The following is an 18,070-nucleotide window of genomic DNA, read 5'->3' as shown; positions in this document are numbered from 1 at the left end:
GCTGATCGGGCGATCGTGCGATGGCGAGTTACGTCTTTCATGGCTATTTCCGATCGGATTTCCTGATCGAGGGCGGCGGCTCGACCGTCGTCACCGGCAGCCGTCTCATGATCGACCCGAGTTGGGATGTCGATACCAGCGGACGTATCTTCACCTTCACCGACGACGGCTCGACTCTCTCCGGCGACACAATTCTCGACGAGATCGGCAACGACCTCACGCAATCCGTCTCGGTGACCGATGCATTTGGCGCGCCGATTGCGTCCGGTCAGGTCTATATCGAGAATGCGTTCACGCTGCTCGCCCCAGACGGCACGACGATCACAATCTATATCCTTGAGATCGGGGGAACGATCGTCGGCGAGGTCGCCGATCAACCGCTGCAGCCCGGCGTCACCTATGAGGTCACATCCGTCAGCGACGTCTCGACCGGTCCCGCCTATACCGAACTATTCAACGCAACCTACGACCCTCACGACGCCAACGCGATCCAGGGCGGCAGTCTGGATGACTCGCTTCAAGGGGGCGCGTTGAGCGATCTGATCGACGGCGGGGCCGGGACCGACACGATCGATGGTGGCGCGGGCGACGACACGATTTACTACGGTACCGGTGGCGGCACATTGGCCGAGGGCGATCTGGTCTATGGCGGCGATGGCGACGATCTGATCGATGATACTTCGGGCACTTTCTACGACTATGACGACACCATCTATGGCGGCGCCGGGAGTGATACGGTCTGGGCCGGGGGCGGCGCGGATTACGTTGAGGGCGGGGACGATGACGACGTCGTCCATGGCGAGACCGGGGATGACACGATCCTTGGTGGCGCGGGGAACGACTATCTCTATGGCGAAGACGGCAACGACTCGATTCTGGGCGAGGCGGGCTCGGATACCATCCTCGGCGGGACGGGGGACGACACGATCTCGGGCGGGGACGGGGCCGATCACCTCGCGGGGGAGGCCGGGAGCGATCTTCTCTACGGCGATGCCGATGCCGACACGTTTTACCTGAGCGACGCGTGGGGCAGCGATACGGTCTTTGGCGGCGAGACTGTCACCTCGGGCAGCGATTTCGACCAGCTCAACTTCACCTATTACACGGCGAGCGGCGTGGCCGTCACCTTCTCCGGATCGGAGAGCGGCACGGCCAGCGCAGGCGGCAACACAGCGAGTTTCAGCGAGATCGAAGGGGTCGTCGGGTCGCAGCAGGGCGACGTGATCGACGCCACAAGTGATGCCAGCGGCGTCTCGATAGACGGTGGCGGCGGCACCGACACCATCACCGGCGGAGCGGGCGCGGACACGCTTTCGGGCGGAGACGGCAACGACACAATCTGGGCGCTGGGCGGCGACGACCTGATCTCGGGCGGGGCGGGCGACGATACGCTACAGGGCGTGGCCGGTAGCGATACGCTGACCGGCGGGGCAGGGGCTGACGAGCTGCATGGCGGCGACGATGCCGACACTTTCCTGCTTTATGACGGGGACGGGGCCGAGACGATCTTCGGCGGCGAAGGCGGCACCGATTGGGACGTGATCGAGCTTGGTCCGGGTGAGGCCGTCGTCCTCTGGACGGGTTGGGAAACCGGCGCGATCAGTTATGACGGCGGCATTACCGTCACCTATTTCTGGGAGGTCGAGGAGGTTCGGGGCTCCGCCGACGCAGAGGCATTCGATGCCTCCGCCGCGGGGAATGCCGTCTCGATCGCAACAGGCGACGGGGCTGATACGCTGACTGGCTCGGCGCTGGGCGATACGCTCGATGCGGGCGCTGGCGATGACGTCATAGATGCCGGTGCAGGGGCCGATACGATCACCACCGGGTTTGGGGCCGATACGCTCAGCTTCAGCGATGGCGACGGGCAGGACATCGTCACCGATTTCGATCTGACGGATGACGGGACGGGCTTCATGCTCGATCAACTCGATGTCTCTGACCTGACCGATGGCACCGGCAATCCGGTCAATGCCTGGGATGTCGCGGTCAGCGACGATGGCGCGGGCAATGCGGTTCTCAGCTTTCCCAATGGTGAGAGCCTGACGCTGACCGGTATCGCGCCCGCGCAGGTGGCGGGGGCGCCGCAGCTCTACGCGATGGGCATCCCCTGTTTCACCGAAGGCACGCGGCTTGCGACGCCGCGCGGGTCGCGCCGGGTCGAAACCCTGAAACCGGGCGATCTGGTCACGACGCTGGATGATGCGCCGCAGCCGGTGCTGTGGCATGCGCGTCGCCGGTTTGGCGCGGCGGCGCTGGCCGCCGATCCGCGGCTTTGCCCGGTGCGACTGCGGCCCGGCGCCTTCGGCAATCGCGCGGCGCTGGTTCTCTCCGGGCAACATTGCATCTGGGTGCCGGAGGGGCAGGGCGCGCTCGCGCGCGCGCGCCACTTAGCGGCAACGGGATGGGGCGGGGCGCGGGTGATGCGGGGCTGCCGGGAGGTGACCTATCACCACCTGCTGCTGCCGCGTCACGCGTTGGTCAATGCCGAGGGCGCCTGGGTCGAAAGTTTCTGGCCCGGACCGCAGGCGCTGCGCGCGCTGACCCCCTCAGATCTGACCGATCTGCTGCGCGCCCACCCCGCCTTGGCGCAGGTCCATTTCCTCGGCGCGGCGCCGGAAGCGGTCTACGGTCCACGAGTTCGTCCACCGCTTACGTGGCGGAAGCTAGATCGTTCCAAATGCAAGTCGTGGTCGCTCCTTGCGCGACAAGCGACGCAAAACGGCAATTTTTCAGGCGAAACCGTGCTGTGATGCGTCGGTGACGTGGGTTTTTGATTTCCGGGTTGAAAAACGCAAATGCCCTTGCTTTAGTCACATGCACGGGAATTGACCAACGACAAAAAACAACGGGGAGCCCGCTTTGAACAACGCAGCTAGCGACGATGGATTCGTCGTATTTGACCGCGTGCAGAAGAGCTATGACGGCGAAACGCTCGTCGTGAAGGATCTCAATCTCTCGATCGGCAAGGGCGAGTTTCTGACGATGCTCGGACCGTCCGGTTCAGGGAAAACCACCTGCCTGATGATGCTTGCAGGTTTCGAAACCGCCACCAACGGCGAGATCCGCCTCGACGGCCAGAACATCAACATGGTGCCTCCGCACAAGCGCGGCATCGGGATGGTGTTCCAGAACTATGCACTCTTTCCACATATGACCGTGGGCGAGAACCTCGCCTTCCCGCTCGAAGTGCGGGGCATGGGCAAGGATGAACGCGAAACCAAGGTCAAGCGCGCACTGGACATGGTGCAGATGGGGAGCTTCATCCATCGCCGTCCGGCGCAGCTTTCGGGCGGTCAGCAACAGCGGATCGCACTGGCCCGCGCGCTGGTCTTCGACCCCGAGCTGGTCCTGATGGACGAACCGCTCGGCGCGCTCGACAAACAGCTTCGCGAACATATGCAGTTCGAGATCAAGCACCTGCACGAAAGCCTCGGGATCACCGTGGTCTACGTGACCCACGATCAGGGTGAGGCGCTGACCATGTCGGACCGCGTGGCGGTGTTCAACGACGGCCGCATTCAGCAACTCGCGCCGCCGGACGAACTGTACGAACGTCCGCAGAACAGCTTCGTCGCGCAGTTCATCGGCGAGAACAACAAGCTTCCGGGTCGGGTGGAGACGCTGAATGGCGACACCTGCACGGTGCGTCTGGAAACCGGCGAGATCATCGACGCGACGGCGGTGAACATCCGCGAGGCGGGGCAGGAGACGCTGGTCTCGATCCGTCCCGAGCGGGTCGAATTCAAGCCCGAGATGATGCCTTCGGGCGCCCATACGATCAATGCCGACGTGCTCGAAGTGATCTATATGGGGGACATCCTGCGCACCCGTATGAAGGTTGCCGGGTCGCCGGAATTCGTCATGAAATCGCGCAATACGCTCGATCAGGTGCGGTTGACGGAAGGCCAGACGGTCAAGATCGGCTGGCACCCGCAGGATGCGCGCGCGCTCGATCTCTAAAGAATGCGGAACGTGCGGTCCAAGCTCCGCACGCTCCGAACTGCCGCAAAAAGCGGCCAAGCGGCGAAAACGTCGCGAAACCACAAAAGCTCAACCAACTGGGAGTAAAACCAAGATGAAAAAAGCAATGATCCTGAGCACCGCGCTCGTCGGCCTCGTGGCCGGTGCGGCGCAGGCCGAGGAAGTCACTGTCCTTTCCTGGGGCGGCGCCTACGAGAAAAGCCAGGTCGAAGCCTATAACAAGCCCTTCGCGGAAGCGACCGGCATCGACGTGAACATGGAAGCCGCCGACAACCCGGCGACCCCGATCAAGGCGCAGGTCGAAGCGAACAACGTGTCGGTCGACGTGGCCGATGTTGAGAAATCTGACGCGATCCGCCTGTGCGACGAAGGTCTGCTCGAGCCGATCGACCCCGACACCGATCTGGCCGCGTCGCCCGACGGCACCCCGGCGAGCGAAGACTTCATCGATGGCTCCTTCACCGATTGCGGTGTGGCGAACATCGTGTGGTCGACCGTGATGTCCTACAACTCGGACAAAGTTGACGGTGAGCCGACCTCGATCGCCGACTTCTTCGACACCGCGAAGTACCCGGGCAAGCGCGGTCTGCGTAAGTCGGCCAAAGGCACGCTGGAATTCGCGCTGATGGGCGCAGGCGTTCCGGCTGCGGACGTCTACAAGGAACTCGGCACCCCCGAGGGCGTCGACAAGGCATTCGCCGAACTCGACAAGATCAAGGGCGACGTCGTCTGGTGGGATGCCGGTGCACAGCCGCCGCAGCTTCTCGCCGATGGGGAAGTCGTGATGTCGACCGCCTATAACGGTCGTATCTTCAACGCTGAAGTCGCCGAGGGTCAGCCCTTCAAGATCGTCTGGGACGGCCAGCTGATGGACTTCGACTTCTTCGTGATCCCGAAGGGCGCGCCCCATATGGAAGCCGCGAAGAAATATCTGAAGTTCGCGACCGAGACCCAGCAGCTCGCCAACCAGGCGAAGTGGATCTCCTACGGTCCGGCGCGTAAGTCCTCGGCTCCGATGGTCGGTATGTATCAGGACGGCAAAACCGAGATGGGCCCGCATATGCCCACCGCGGAAAACAACATGCAGAACGCCCTGGTCAACGACTCGGAGTTCTGGGCTGACCACGACACCGAACTGAGCGAGCGCTTCAACGCTTGGCTCGCTGGCTAAAGCCAATAGGGCCGCGCGGCATTTCCATGTCGCGCGGCTCGACCTGTTCGATGTCAGGAGCCCCGCGGATGTCAGCTTTCCGGTCGTCACTGGCCTGTTTGTGCATCGGTCTATGCCTGTCGTTGCCCGCTGCCTTGCACGCTCAGGCGCAAGACGATGCGGTTGTCGGCTACGAGACCAGCGACACGCAGATGAACGCGGCGATCGGTCAAGCCCGCGCGACCTATGAAAGCGTCTTCATTCCTGCGGTGCGCGCCCGGTCTGGCTCGCAATTCATGCTCAAGGCGGGGATCGACACGCCCGCCGATGGCCTCGAACATATCTGGATCGCGCCGATTTCGATCTCCGCGCAGAAAATCACCGGCACGTTGATGAACGAGCCCGTGCATTTCAAAGCGCATGCCGGAGACGAGATTACTTTCGCGCCGAACCAGATTTCCGACTGGAGCTTTCGCCGCGATGGCAAGCTTCACGGCAACTATACGACGCGGGTGATGCTGCCCGATATTCCCGCCGAGCAAGCCGCGAATTTGCGCGCGCAGCTCGCCCCGCTGCCCTAAGGGGCCAAGGAGACACGATGAGCGACGCAACGATGGATGCGAGCCTGAACGGCCCCGAACCAACACAGTTGAAGACCGCCGACGGGCTGCCGCTGAAGGCCGCCCTTGCGAAATCGCAACTCCGCGCAAAACGCCGCGCCTTCCTTCTGGTCGCGCCGCTGTTCCTCTTCGTTCTGATTACCTTCGTCGTTCCGATCGGGCAGATGCTGCTGCAATCGGTCTATAACGACGGGTTCTCGAAGAACGCGCCGGCGCTGGGGCAATGGTTCAACGAACACCCCCTAGGGTCGCCGATCGACGAGAGCGCCTATACCGCGCTTGCCTCGGACCTCAAGCAGATGAAGGAAAACCGCACGCAGGGCGAGGCGGGCACGCGCATCAACTATGACGTGGCGGGGACGCGCTCGCTGTTCACCTCGACCGCGCGCAAGATCGAACGTCTCGAGCCGCCGTGGAAAGAGTCGATCCTCGGCGTGAACGAGGGGTGGAGCGACCCGAACCTGTGGCGCGCGATGCGCTCCGCGTCGAGCCCCTACACGGTGGATTTCTACCTCGCCGCGACCGACCACACCCGTGACAAGGACAACAATATCGTGCCCGTCGATCCGCAACGCGCGATCTACGGCAAGCTGTTCATCCGCACCGCGATCCTGTCGCTGGTGATCACCGTGCTCTGCATGTTCCTCGCCTTCCCGATCGCGCATCTGCTGGCCTCGCTGCCACTGGCGAAATCGAACCTTCTGATGATCTTCGTGCTGCTGCCCTTCTGGACATCGCTGCTGGTGCGGACGACCTCGTGGATGGTGCTGTTGCAGCAGCAGGGCGTGATCAACGACCTGCTCGTCTGGTCGGGTCTGATCGGTAACGATAACCGGCTGGAGATGATGTATAACCAGACCGGCACGATCGTCGCGATGACACATATCCTGCTGCCCTTCATGGTGCTGCCGCTCTATTCGGTCATGCGGACCATCCCGCCGAGCTATGTCCGCGCGGCCCGCAGCCTTGGCGCGACCTCGTGGACCGCCTTCCGCCGCATCTACCTGCCGCAGACGCTGCCGGGGATCGGGGCAGGGGCGCTTCTCGTGTTCATCCTGTCGGTCGGCTACTACATCACCCCCGCCCTTGTCGGTGGTGCGGACGGTCAGCTGATCTCGAACATGATCGCCTTCCACATGCAGAAATCGCTCAACTGGTCGCTTGCGGCTGCACTCGCCTCGATGCTGCTGGGCGGCGTCATCATCCTCTACTGGCTCTATGACCGGCTGGTGGGCATCGACAACATGAAGCTGGGCTGAGGAGAAACACAGATGGCCGTTCCCGCATATGCAAGCCCGCTCGAGAGAACCTGGCACTACGCCTATCTCGTGATCTGTGGCCTGATCTTCTTCTTCCTGATCGCGCCGATCGTGGTGATCATTCCGCTGTCCTTCAACGCGGAGCCCTATTTCACCTTCACCGAGAAGATGCTCAGCTTCGACCCATCCGGCTATTCGATGCGCTGGTATGACCTGCTGCTGACCTTCGGGATGCAGGAGCCGCAGGTGGAGCGTGGCTGGTCGTGGTGGATGGATGCCTGGCAGCATTCGACCTGGATCGACGTGGCGAAGAACTCGGTGATCATCGGCTTCTTCTCGACGATCCTCGCGACGGTGCTGGGCACGCTGGCCGCTCTTGGCCTGTCGCGCCCCGAGATGCCGTTCCGCCGTGCCATCATGGCGGTGCTGATCTCGCCGATGATCGTGCCGATCATCATCACTGCGACGGGGCTGTTCTTCTTCTACTCGAAAACCGGGCTCGCGCATTCCTATCCGGGCATCATCATGGCCCACGCGACCTTGGGCATTCCCTTCGTGATCATCACCGTGACCGCGACGCTGGTGGGCTTCGATCACTCGCTGACCCGCGCGGCGCAGAACCTGGGCGCGGATCCGCGCACGACCTTCTTCAAGATCGTGATGCCGCTGATCCTGCCGGGCGTGGTCTCGGGCGCGCTGTTCGCTTTCGTCACCTCCTTCGACGAAGTCGTCGTCGTGCTCTTCGTGGCAGGCTATGACCAGCAGACGATCCCGCGCCAGATGTGGAACGGTATCCGCGAGCAGATCAGCCCCGCGATCCTTGCGGTGGCGACGATCCTCGTCTTCGTGTCGATCGCGCTTCTGACCACGGTCGAGCTGCTGCGCCGCCGCTCTGAGCGCCTGCGCGGGATGTCACCGGGCTAAAGCGTCAAGCGTCAGCGGGCAGCGCTCGCCCTCATAAAACGTCTCAAGGAGCCGGGTGAACACCGGCTCCTTTTCCTTTGCGGCGGCCTCGAACAGCGTCGCGCAGGAGCGCAGCTTCAGCGCATCGACCGGCCCCATGATGTCCTCGATGGGCGTGCCCGCATGGGCGAGCACCGCCTCGGAGGCCTCCGCCAACCGGGCCCGCAGCACCGGATCGGCGAGATAAGCCCGCGCCTCCGCCAGATCCGCGATCCCGTATTCCACCGCCCGGGGCGACCGCCCGAGCGAGGCCAGTTGCGGGAAGATCCACCAGATCCAATGGCTGGTCTTACGACCTTGGCGGAGTTCCCGCAGCGCGGTCGGATAGTCGCGGTCTTGGGGGGCGTGGAAGCGTTGGGTCATGGGATGAGCCTAACACGCTCTGGACATCGCGAGGAGGGCCGCGACCGATCCGAGGGTGGGCGCAATCGCGCCCGCCCTGGGGGCGGGTCGGGCGCGGCCCGGCCTAGGGGCCGGGCGGGGGGCGCTAAGGTCTAATTTGACGCGCTTTCATTGGAGCGCTCGCGTAAAAGCCAGCTTCTTAGTGCGACAAGCTCAAATAGAATAAGGTCTGCAGTGGCGATGGCTTCGTTAAGCATCTCTCCAGTGATTGGCTCCACGACCGCGAAGTGCTCACGCTCGCGCCGCGCTCCGCGTTGCAGAAAATGCTCAACCTCAAGGCTATCTAGGTCAGTTCGTTCACGTGAGAATGCTCCGTGAACGACCATGTGACGAAACTCTAGACCTTCCCGGATTTCTTTTGCGAGCCGAGTGATTTCCGAACCGATATGACCGGGAACTTCTTTGGCATTTTCTGCAAAGCGAGCGACGAGCTTCCATGTGCTCTGCTTTAGCTCGACGAAATCTTCCTTAGCCGCCGCCGTGTCGAGGTCTGTATTTTCCATGAGCGCGACGGCGTGAAGCAGTACAAGTTCAATATGTGCTGCCGTTTGAACGAAAGTGCCAATGCGCATGATGTCTTGAGGTTGGAGCATGCTTTCTACCATCGTCTTCATGCGCCATCCTCCTGGTCTGCGAGCGCCCTCGCTTGCGCTCGGGCGTTCGGCACTGAAAACGCTCCACTGGAGCGTTTTCGCCCCGGATTAAAATCCGGGGCCGCGCCTCACCCCCAAACCTCACAAAACTCCCGCCACTCGCCTTTGCTCATGCCCGAGGTCTCCTGCGTGATCTCCTCGCCTGCCAGACGGCGCTTCAGCAGCTCCACGGCCTTGCCCGACAGGTTCACCCCGCCCAGACGGTAATCCTCGAAGGCCGAATAGGCCGCAGGCACCCAATCCTTGACGATGTCGCACATGGTCTCGGCATAGACGCGGATCTCGTATTGCGCGTGGCTGTCGGCGCGCAGGCGCAGGAAGTGGAAGAGGTTGTGCAGGTCCACCTTCCAATACCATTGCGTGTAGATATTGGTGGGCAGGTTCATCCGTGCCAGTTCCCGGGCGAGGCCCTGTTTGCCTGCATCCTCGTCGGGCGTCAGCATGTCCTCGTAATGGTCATAGGCGCGCATCGCGTCGTCGCGCAGGATGTCGAGCACGCGGGCGGCCTCGGCGCCTTCGAGCACCTGACCGCGGCCCTGATGGTTCTGGCTCGATTGCGCGGCGAGCTGGCTGGCCTCGGGGATGTAGAATTCGCGGTCGAGGATCGAGTAGCGCGCGGAGTATTCGTTGACGTTCGCGGTGCGGTGGCGGATCCACTGGCGCGCGACGAAGACCGGAAGTTTGACGTGGAACTTGACCTCGCACATCTCGAACGGGGTCGAATGCCAGTGCCGCATCAGGTAGCGGATCAGGCCCGCGTCGCTGTTCACCGTCTTGGTGCCCCGGCCATAGGAGACCCGCGCCGCCTGCACGATCGCGGAGTCGTCGCCCATATAGTCGATGACCCGGACCACCCCGTGATCGAGCACTTCATGGGCGGTATAGAGGCGCTTCTCCATCCCCGGCGAGACCGCCCGTGCGGTCATTTGCGTCTCGGCGCGCTGTGCGTCGATCTCGGCTTGTTGTTCGGGGGTGAGCGCCATGATGTCCTCCGGATGTCTCGAATCGACCTCCACTATATATGCGATGGGCGGCTCTAGGAACCGCCATATCCTGTGGATAAGCCGGGGTGCTTGCCGCGGCTGCCTCAAGGGCTATCCTCCGGTTAACCGCAATCAGTTCCAAGGAAGCCTGTTCATGAAAATCGAATATCTGCACACGATGGTCCGCGTGCTCGACCTCGAGAAATCGAAAGCCTTCTACGAGCTTCTGGGCCTGAAGGAACGCCGCCGCATCGAAAACGACAAGGGCCGCTTCACGCTGGTCTTCATGTGCCCGCCCGAGCAGGACGACGGCACGGCGGATGTGGAGCTGACCTGGAACTGGGACGGCGATAGCGGGCTGCCCTCGGACAGCCGCCATTTCGGCCACCTCGCTTACCGCGTCGAGAACATCTACGAGATGTGCCAGCACCTGATGGACAATGGCGTAACGATCAACCGCCCGCCGCGCGACGGTCACATGGCCTTCGTGCGCTCGCCCGACAATATCTCGATCGAGCTGCTGCAGATGGGCGAGCCGCTGCCGATCCAGGAGCCGTGGTCGAGCATGGAGAACACCGGCAGCTGGTGATCACTTGCGGAAGTGATCCTTGAGCTTGTCGAAGGGGCTGCGGGTTTCCGTGGCCTCTTTCTTTTGCGGCGCGGGCTGCGGGGAGGCTTGCGGGGCAGGGGCGTCGGCTTTGGCCGGTGCCTTGGTCCCGGTCGAAGAGCGCGGCGGCGCGACCCGTAGGCTCACCGCATTGAGGAATTTCGAGCCGTCGCCCGCCGCCAGCGCAGGCGCCCCGTCCGAGATCCCGCGCAGCAGGTCGTCGAGCATCTCCTGCTCCGCCTTCGGGAAATCGTTGAGCACATAGCCCGCCACGCGGTCCTTGTGCCCCGGATGGCCGATGCCCAGCCGCACCCGCGCATAGTCGGGGCTCATATGCTGATGGATCGAGCGCAGCCCGTTATGCCCCGCATGACCGCCGCCCTGCTTGAGGCGGCACTTGCCGGGGGCGAGGTCCAGCTCGTCATGGAAGACGGTGATGTCGGAGACATCGACCTTGTAGAAATCGGCGGCCGCGCGCACGGATTGGCCGGATAGGTTCATGAAGGTTTCGGGTTTCAGCAGCACAACGCGGGTCGAGCCGAAACGGCCCTCACTCACCTGACCCTGAAACTTGCCGCGCCACGGGGCGAAGCCGTGATCCTCGGCGATCCGGTCGAGCGCCATGAAGCCGATATTGTGACGGTTGTTCGCGTATTTCGCGCCCGGATTGCCCAGGCCCACCCAAAGCTGCATGCGTCTCCCCTTTCGAACGCCGGTGTCGAGGCTCTGCTCACCGAGGGATATGTGAGCGGGCGCGCAGGGGAAAGGGGGCGTCGCGCTTAAGCCGCGCGGTATTCGACATAAGTCGGGCGTCCCGACTCGCCTACTATGATCGGGCGCTCTTGCGGCTCGGGCAGGGCGAACTCATCGAAGAGGCGCTCGCTGGTCTCGTCGATATTGCATTTCGCAATTTCTTCATACCCGTTGCGCGGGAGTCGTCTCGACGCGAAGCGGTAGAACGGGCGCAGGACCGGACGCAGCACGGCATAAACGGCGCGACCAATTGCGCTGAGCATTCTAGGCGGTAGCACCACGAATGCTGCAAGAACGAGTGCGATAAGCTCCAGCATGTGACTAGCCTTTAGGTTGTATTACCTTCGAAGCTATCGCGTTTTGGAAAAAAGGCGAGAAATTTTTTGTTCACATAAATGTGAGCGCGTTTGGCCGGAGGTTTGCCGCGCAGCCGGCAATTGCGGCTTTGGGCAAAGAAAAACGGGGCCCCGAAAGGCCCCGTCTCGAAAATCTCATCGGAAGAAGAATTACTCTTCGGTCGCTTCTTCGCTGGCTTCTTCGCCTTCGTCCTCGTCGGAGGAGCCACCACCGAAGCCTTTCGGCGGAGCGACGTTCGCGATCACGAAGTCACGCTCGATGGTCGGCTTGGCGCCTTTCGGCAGGTCCACGTCGGAGATGTGGATGGTGTCGCCGATCTGCTTGCCTTCGAGGTCGACCACGATCTGCTCGGGGATATCACCGGCGAGAACGTTGAGTTCGACTTCCGGACGCACTGCGACGAGGGTGCCGCCGCGCTTCAGGCCGGGCGCCTTCTCGTGGTTGATGAACTCGACATGCACGAAGAGCGAGATGCGCGAGTTGCGGTGGGTGCGCATGAAGTCGACGTGGGTCGGCAGGTCCTTGACGACGTCTTTCTGAACGCCGCGGCAGATCACGCGGACATCTTCCTGGCCGTCCATCTTCAGGTTGAAGAGGGTGGACATGAAGCGGCCTTTACGCAGGCGGGTGATCAGGCGGTTGTAGTCGAGGTTGATTGCAACCGGGTCCTTGCCGTCGCCGTAGACGATACCGGGCACGAGGCCCTCACGACGCGCTTGCCGAGCGGCCCCCTTGCCCGTCCCCGTACGCGCCACGGCTTCGATCGTTTCGATCTCTTTTGCCATAACTGGTCTCCAATTTGTCAAAGTGATGGGCCGCCTCCAAGGGTGTCGGGCCCATGAAGCCGCGCGGATACTCGGGATTGGCCGTGATGGCAAGGGGAAAGCGACGGCGTGGCGGAATACGGGTTGCTATAGAAGGATATCTGACTAATATCAGAAATAATCTCGGACGCAGGTCAGGTATTCCCATGGACGCACTCGCGCATATACGCCGGTTCAACCGGGCCGTCACCCGGCAGGTGGGCGCGCTGAACTCATCGTTTCTCGATCGTGGGCGGCCGTTGGGCTCTGCGCGGGTGCTCAATGCGATCGGGCGTGGGCAGGGCGATGTCGCCAAGCTGCGTCAGGCTCTGGCGCTCGATTCCGGGCTGATGAGCCGTCTGCTGCGCGGGCTGGAAAGCGAAGGGCTGATCGTCGTGGAGGACGATCCCGAAGACGGGCGGCGCCGCATCGCGCGTCTGACCGAGGCGGGGCAGGCGGAATTCGCGGAATACGAACGGCTCTCTGATGCGCAGGCGGCGGATATCCTCTCGCGCCATCCCGACCAGACCGCGCTCTTGGCGGCGATGGATCTGATCGCGACGGCACTGACCCGCGCCGAGATCGAAATCGTGCCCTGCGATCCGCTCGACCCGCGGGCGCGGGATTGCCTTCAGCACTATTACGCGGAACTTGCCGCCCGGTTTGAAGGTGGCTTCGATGTGAACCTGTCGAAAGATCCCGAGGCCGACGATATGCGCCCGCCCCGTGGCACCTTCCTGCTCGCATTGTCCGACGGAGTGCCGGTGGGCTGCGCGGCGCTGAAGGGCGGGGCGGATTATGCCGAGGTGAAGCGCGTCTGGATCGCGCCTGCCGCGCGTGGCCTCGGGCTGGCGCGGCAGTTGATGGAGGCGATCGAGGCGGCGGCGCGCGACTTGGGCCAGCTGCATCTGCGGCTGGATACAAATTCGGCGCTGCCCGAAGCGGTCGCGATGTATCACCGCTTCGGCTGGGACGAGATCGACCGATTCAACGACGATCCCTATCCCGATCGGTTCTTCGAGAAGCGCCTAAACCCTTAGGAGCCCGCCCTTAGGAATAGGTGTCGAAGAAGCCATTGGGGATCAGCAGATCGTCCCGGCCCAGATTCTCGATCCGACGCTCGCCGCACAGCGCCATCGAGGTGTCGAGCTCCTTCTGGATGACCTCCAGCGCCTTGGTCACGCCCGGCTCGCCCATCGCGCCCAGACCGTAGACATAGGCGCGCCCGATCATCACGCCCTTCGCGCCAAGCGCCAGCGCCTTGAGCACGTCCTGCCCCGAGCGGATGCCGCTATCGAGCCAGACCTCGGTCTTGTCGCCGACCGCATTGACGATCTTCGGCAGCATCCGGATCGAACTGAGCGCCCCGTCGAGCTGACGCCCGCCATGGTTCGAGACCACGATCGCATCGGCCCCGGTCGCGGCGGCCATCTCGGCGTCTTCCTCGCTGAGAATCCCCTTCAGGATCACCTTGCCGCCCCACATATCCATGAGCTGCTTGATCCGGTCCCAGTTCAGCGACTGATCGAACTTCTCCGCGGTCCACGACGACAGCGAGGCGGGATCGGCGGCGCTGTCTACATGGCCCACGATATTGCCGAAGAAGCGTCGCTTGGTCTGCAGCATCTCGATGCCCCAGCGCCATTTTGTCGCCAGATCGGCCAGCACGGCCGGGGTGAATTTCGGCGGCGCGGTCAGCCCGTTCTTCAGGTCTTTGTGGCGCTGGCCCAGCAGCTGCAGATCGACCGTGATCACCAGCGCCGAACAGCCCGCTGCCCGTGCCCGCTCCAGCACCCGCTTGTTATAGTCGTCATCGGTCAGCGTGTAGATCTGGAACCAGAAGGGCTCGCTGACATTCTCGGCCACGTCCTCGATCGAGCAGATCGACATCGTGGACAGCGTGTAGGGCACGCCGAATTTCTCCGCTGCCTTCGCCGCCTTGATCTCGCCATCGGCGCGCTGCATACCCGTCAGCCCCACGGGCGCGAGCGCCACCGGCATCGCGACCTCCTGACCCAGCATCGTCGATTTCGTCGTGCGCCCCGTCATGTCCCGCGCAATCCGCTGGTTGAGGCGGATCTGCGCGAAGTCCTCGGTATTCTCGCGGAAGGTCTGCTCGGTATAGGAGCCGCTCTCCGCGTAATCGTAGAACATCTTCGGCGTGCGGCGCTTATGCAGACGTTTCAGATCGGCGATGGAGGTGATGACGGGCATGGGGGTTCCTCTCTCCGTGGTTAAGTTTCCTTACCAATCCCTCGAAATTTGCGCAATCACCCATCGCAAGGCTTGCAATCATGCGCGATCCGTTCCCATCTCGCCGGGCGAACACGAAAAGGAGAGCGGCGTGAACGAGATTTGGCTCGGCCTTATGGGCGGCATGGTGGCGGGCGTCGCAACGGCTGCCGGGGCGATCCCGGCGCTGCTCGGGCGCTCCATGAGCCAGCGCACAGCCGATACGATGCTGGGCTTCGCGGCGGGCGTGATGCTCTCGGCCTCGTATTTCTCGCTGATCCTGCCGGGCATCGACGTGGCCGAGACCATGTTCGGCTCGGTCTGGGTCGCCGCCGCCATCGCCGCAATCGGCATCGCCATTGGCGCGGGCTTCGTGGCCTGGCTGAACGCGACCCTGCCGCATGAGCATTTCACATCAGGGCGCGAAGGGGCAGATGCGGCGCAACTGGCGCGGATCTGGCTTTTCGTGATCGCGATCACGATCCACAACTTCCCCGAAGGCCTGTCGATCGGCGTCGCTTTCGGCGCGGGCAACGAGAACGGCTTCTCGGTGATGACCGGCATCTCGCTGCAGGACATCCCCGAGGGGCTGGCTGTGGCCGTCGCGCTGATCGGGCAGGGCTATACCCGCCGCAAAGCCTTCTTCGTCACCGCGATGACCGGGGCGGTCGAGCCCGTGGGCGCGCTGGTCGGCGCGGCTGCCGTGTCAGTCTCCGGCGCGCTGCTGCCATGGGGGCTGACCTTCGCGGCGGGCGCCATGCTCTACATCATCAGCCACGAGATCCTGCCCGAAACCCACCGCAACGGGCATCAGAACCGCGCGACCGCGGGGCTGCTTTTCGGGTTGATCCTGATGATGTTCCTCGACGTGACGCTTGGCTAAACCCTCTTTACTTCCGCGCTGCCCCGGCGTAAGCGCAAACGCATGATCGCACGGACCGCATATATCGCCCGTCCCCGACGTCGCCGCTGAAGCGCCTGACGTCCGATCTGCCGTGGCATGCCGCCACACCCTATCCCAAATCGCTGACCTTAGGCCCCTGAATGTTGACAGCCCCCCGGGACTGTTGCACGAATTTGCCTTCTCTTACTGGAGTTTGACCCGATGATCCCCTCCGTTTTGCCGACCTATAATCGCGCACCGCTCGCCTTCGTGAAGGGCGAGGGTTCCTGGCTGGAGACGGCGGACGGGACCCGATATCTCGACATGGGCGCGGGGATCGCGGTGAATGCGCTGGGTCATGCCGCCCCCGAACTGGTCGAGGCGCTGACCGAGCAGGCGAGCAAGCTGTGGCATGTCTCGAACCTCTACCAGATCCCGCAGCAGCAGGCGCTGGCCGATGCGCTGGTCGAGAAGACCTTCGCCGATACGGTCTTCTTCACCAATTCCGGCACCGAGGCCGCTGAACTCGCGATCAAGATGGCGCGGAAATACTGGTCCTCGAAGGGCGAAGATCGAACCGAGATCATCACCTTCGATGGCGCGTTCCATGGCCGCTCCACCGGTGCGATTTCGGCCACGCCGAATTCGGAAAAGATGGTGAAGGGCTTCGGCCCGCTGCTGCCCGGTTTCACCCAGCTTCCCTGGGGCGATCACGAGGCGCTCAAGGCCGCCGTCTCCGACAAGACCGCGGCCATCCTGATCGAGCCGATCCAGGGCGAGGGCGGTATCCGCCCGGTGCCCGATCAGTGCCTGAAAGGACTGCGCGATCTCTGCGACGAGACGGGCGCGCTCCTGATCTTCGACGAGGTGCAATGCGGCGTGGGCCGTTCGGGACGGCTCTTCGCGCATGAATGGGCGGGCATCACCCCTGACATCATGATGGTCGCGAAAGGCATCGGCGGGGGCTTCCCGCTGGGCGCGGTGCTGGCGACTGAGGAGGCCGCCTCCGGCATGGTCGCGGGCACGCATGGCTCGACCTATGGCGGCAACCCGCTGGGCTGCGCGGTCGGCGCCAAGGTGATGGAGATCGTCTCCGAGCCAGCCTTCCTCGATCAGGTCAACGCGCGCGCTGGCTTCCTGCGCCAGAAGCTCGAAGGGTTGATCGCCGCGCATCCCGACACGTTCGAGAGCGTGCGCGGCACCGGTCTGATGCTCGGGCTCAAATGCAAGCGCGCGCCGACCGACTTGGTCGCCGCCGCCTATGATCAGCACCTGCTGACCGTGCCCGCTGCCGATAATGTGCTGCGCCTTCTGCCCGCGCTGAACATTTCCGAGGCCGATCTGGCCGAGGCGGTGACCCGTCTCGATGCCGCCGCGTCGCAACTCGAAAAGGCCGCCTGACTTCCTCTTGGCGTAAATATCCTCGGGGGCTGCGCGGGAGCGCAGCGGGGCGGACAGCCCCTCAGGCCCCTCCACGAAAGACAAACCGATGAACCATTTCCTCGATATCCACAAAACCGACCCCGCAGCGCTGCGGTCCATGATCGACCAAGGCATCGCGATGAAGCAGGCCCGCAACGGTCGCCCGAAAGGCGCGCCCGATGACGAGCAGCCGCTCGCCGGTCACATGGTTGCGCTGATCTTCGAGAAGCCCTCGACCCGGACCCGCGTCAGCTTCGATGTCGGCGTGCGCCAGATGGGCGGTCAGTCGATGGTGCTCTCGGGCGCGGATATGCAGCTGGGCCATGGCGAGACCATCGCTGACACCGCCCGCGTTCTGTCGCGCTATGTCGATCTGATCATGATCCGGACCTTCGAAGAGGAAACCCTGCTAGAGATGGCCGAATATGCCTCGGTGCCGGTGATCAACGGTCTCACCGACCGCACCCACCCGTGCCAGATCATGGCCGATGTGATGACCTATGAAGAGCAGCGCGGGCCGATCGCGGGCAAGAAGGTGGTCTGGTCGGGCGACGGCAACAACGTCTTCGCGAGCTTCGCCCATGCGGCGGCGCAGTTCGGCTTCGATCTGACCTTCACGGGTCCGGAAACGCTCGATCCCGAGCGCGCCTGGCTCGACGTGGCCGAGAAGGCCGGCCACCCGATCACCATCGAGCGGGATCCGGTCAAGGCCGTCGAGGGCGCCGATCTGATTGTCACCGATACCTGGGTGTCGATGCACGACCCGGAATCCGCGAAAGAGCGTCGCCACAACCAGCTGCGGCCCTATCAGGTCAACGAGGAGCTGATGAGCCACGCCAAGCCCGACGCGCTTTTCATGCATTGCCTGCCCGCGCACCGGAATGACGAAGCGACGAGCGGCGTCATGGACGGCCCGGCCTCGGTGATCTTCGACGAGGCCGAGAACCGTCTGCACGCGCAAAAGGCGGTGATGCGCTACTGCCTCGGTAAATAACGACA

Annotated in this window: 18 protein-coding genes; 11 read left to right on the top strand and 7 right to left on the bottom strand. The window is 63.3% G+C overall.

The features are described from left to right. Nucleotides 1-20: 20 nt before the first annotated feature. The 6 genes from BMI91_RS03900 (at nt 21) to BMI91_RS03875 (ending at nt 7,937) form a co-directional block, all read left to right on the top strand. Nucleotides 21-2,753 (top strand): Hint domain-containing protein, encoded by a 2,733-nt coding sequence (locus tag BMI91_RS03900; RefSeq protein WP_078604006.1) that lies wholly within the window; start codon nt 21-23, stop codon nt 2,751-2,753. A gap of 109 nt (nt 2,754-2,862) precedes the next feature. Beyond that, nucleotides 2,863-3,963: an ABC transporter ATP-binding protein gene (locus BMI91_RS03895; RefSeq protein ID WP_078519761.1), complete on the top strand. Its 1,101-nt coding sequence runs from the start codon at nt 2,863-2,865 to the stop codon at nt 3,961-3,963. Between the two features lie 115 nt (nt 3,964-4,078). After that, entirely contained in the window at nt 4,079-5,155 is a 1,077-nt protein-coding gene (locus tag BMI91_RS03890; RefSeq protein WP_078599532.1) for an ABC transporter substrate-binding protein, read from the top strand. 68 nt (nt 5,156-5,223) lie between these two features. Then, nucleotides 5,224-5,715, top strand: a complete 492-nt coding sequence (locus tag BMI91_RS03885) for a YegJ family protein (protein WP_158522078.1) — start codon at nt 5,224-5,226, stop codon at nt 5,713-5,715. A 17-nt stretch (nt 5,716-5,732) separates the two neighbouring features. Next, on the top strand, nt 5,733-7,013 hold the full coding sequence (locus BMI91_RS03880; RefSeq protein ID WP_078519758.1) for an ABC transporter permease: 1,281 nt from the start codon (nt 5,733-5,735) through the stop codon (nt 7,011-7,013). Nucleotides 7,014-7,025: 12 nt separating this feature from the next. Next, on the top strand, nt 7,026-7,937 hold the full coding sequence (locus BMI91_RS03875) for an ABC transporter permease (protein ID WP_078539814.1): 912 nt from the start codon (nt 7,026-7,028) through the stop codon (nt 7,935-7,937). Here the strand turns inward: BMI91_RS03875 and BMI91_RS03870 are convergent. From BMI91_RS03870 to thyX, 3 genes are all read right to left on the bottom strand, one after another. Further along, entirely contained in the window at nt 7,926-8,339 is a 414-nt protein-coding gene (locus BMI91_RS03870) for a DUF1810 domain-containing protein (RefSeq protein WP_078604004.1), read from the bottom strand. The genes BMI91_RS03875 and BMI91_RS03870 overlap by 12 nt on opposite strands. A 131-nt stretch (nt 8,340-8,470) precedes the next feature. After that, a complete protein-coding gene (locus tag BMI91_RS03865) occupies nt 8,471-8,992 on the bottom strand; it encodes a hypothetical protein (RefSeq protein ID WP_078604003.1) in 522 nt (173 codons plus the stop codon). 107 nt (nt 8,993-9,099) lie between these two features. After that, nucleotides 9,100-10,014, bottom strand: a complete 915-nt coding sequence (gene thyX / locus BMI91_RS03860) for an FAD-dependent thymidylate synthase (RefSeq protein WP_078539811.1) — start codon at nt 10,012-10,014, stop codon at nt 9,100-9,102. A gap of 154 nt (nt 10,015-10,168) precedes the next feature. Between thyX and BMI91_RS03855 the strand changes: the two genes are divergently transcribed. Beyond that, a complete protein-coding gene (locus tag BMI91_RS03855) occupies nt 10,169-10,603 on the top strand; it encodes a VOC family protein (protein WP_078519753.1) in 435 nt (144 codons plus the stop codon). Here the strand turns inward: BMI91_RS03855 and pth are convergent, their stop codons facing one another. The 3 genes from pth to BMI91_RS03840 all read right to left on the bottom strand — a co-directional run bounded on the left by pth (nt 10,604) and on the right by BMI91_RS03840 (nt 12,516). After that, nucleotides 10,604-11,314, bottom strand: a complete 711-nt coding sequence (gene pth, locus BMI91_RS03850; RefSeq protein WP_078604002.1) for an aminoacyl-tRNA hydrolase — start codon at nt 11,312-11,314, stop codon at nt 10,604-10,606. It abuts the gene before it with no gap. An 86-nt stretch (nt 11,315-11,400) separates the two neighbouring features. After that, entirely contained in the window at nt 11,401-11,691 is a 291-nt protein-coding gene (locus BMI91_RS03845; protein ID WP_078604001.1) for a hypothetical protein, read from the bottom strand. 189 nt (nt 11,692-11,880) lie between these two features. Then, on the bottom strand, nt 11,881-12,516 hold the full coding sequence (locus BMI91_RS03840; RefSeq protein WP_078569525.1) for a 50S ribosomal protein L25/general stress protein Ctc: 636 nt from the start codon (nt 12,514-12,516) through the stop codon (nt 11,881-11,883). A 185-nt stretch (nt 12,517-12,701) separates the two neighbouring features. On the opposite strand from BMI91_RS03840, the gene BMI91_RS03835 reads away from it, so the two are divergent. Beyond that, a complete protein-coding gene (locus tag BMI91_RS03835) occupies nt 12,702-13,574 on the top strand; it encodes a bifunctional helix-turn-helix transcriptional regulator/GNAT family N-acetyltransferase (protein ID WP_078604000.1) in 873 nt (290 codons plus the stop codon). Nucleotides 13,575-13,584: 10 nt separating this feature from the next. Here BMI91_RS03835 and BMI91_RS03830 read toward each other — a convergent pair whose 3' ends face one another. Beyond that, nucleotides 13,585-14,748, bottom strand: coding sequence for an alpha-hydroxy acid oxidase (locus BMI91_RS03830; RefSeq protein WP_078603999.1), 1,164 nt, complete (start codon nt 14,746-14,748; stop codon nt 13,585-13,587). 154 nt (nt 14,749-14,902) lie between these two features. Here BMI91_RS03830 and BMI91_RS03825 point away from each other — a divergent pair, with 154 nt between their 5' ends. The 3 genes from BMI91_RS03825 (at nt 14,903) to argF (ending at nt 18,065) form a co-directional block, all read left to right on the top strand. Next, nucleotides 14,903-15,649 (top strand): ZIP family metal transporter, encoded by a 747-nt coding sequence (locus BMI91_RS03825; protein ID WP_078520030.1) that lies wholly within the window; start codon nt 14,903-14,905, stop codon nt 15,647-15,649. Nucleotides 15,650-15,871: 222 nt separating this feature from the next. After that, a complete protein-coding gene (locus tag BMI91_RS03820) occupies nt 15,872-17,050 on the top strand; it encodes an aspartate aminotransferase family protein (RefSeq protein ID WP_078603998.1) in 1,179 nt (392 codons plus the stop codon). 88 nt (nt 17,051-17,138) lie between these two features. Beyond that, nucleotides 17,139-18,065 (top strand): ornithine carbamoyltransferase, encoded by a 927-nt coding sequence (argF, locus tag BMI91_RS03815; protein ID WP_078519747.1) that lies wholly within the window; start codon nt 17,139-17,141, stop codon nt 18,063-18,065. Nucleotides 18,066-18,070: the final 5 nt, after the last annotated feature.

Source organism: Thioclava sediminum (assembly GCF_002020355.1).
Classification (GTDB): Bacteria; Pseudomonadota; Alphaproteobacteria; order Rhodobacterales; family Rhodobacteraceae; genus Thioclava; species Thioclava sediminum.
The sequence above is the reverse complement of the archived record's forward strand: the minus strand, read 5'-3'. Positions and strand labels throughout refer to the sequence as shown.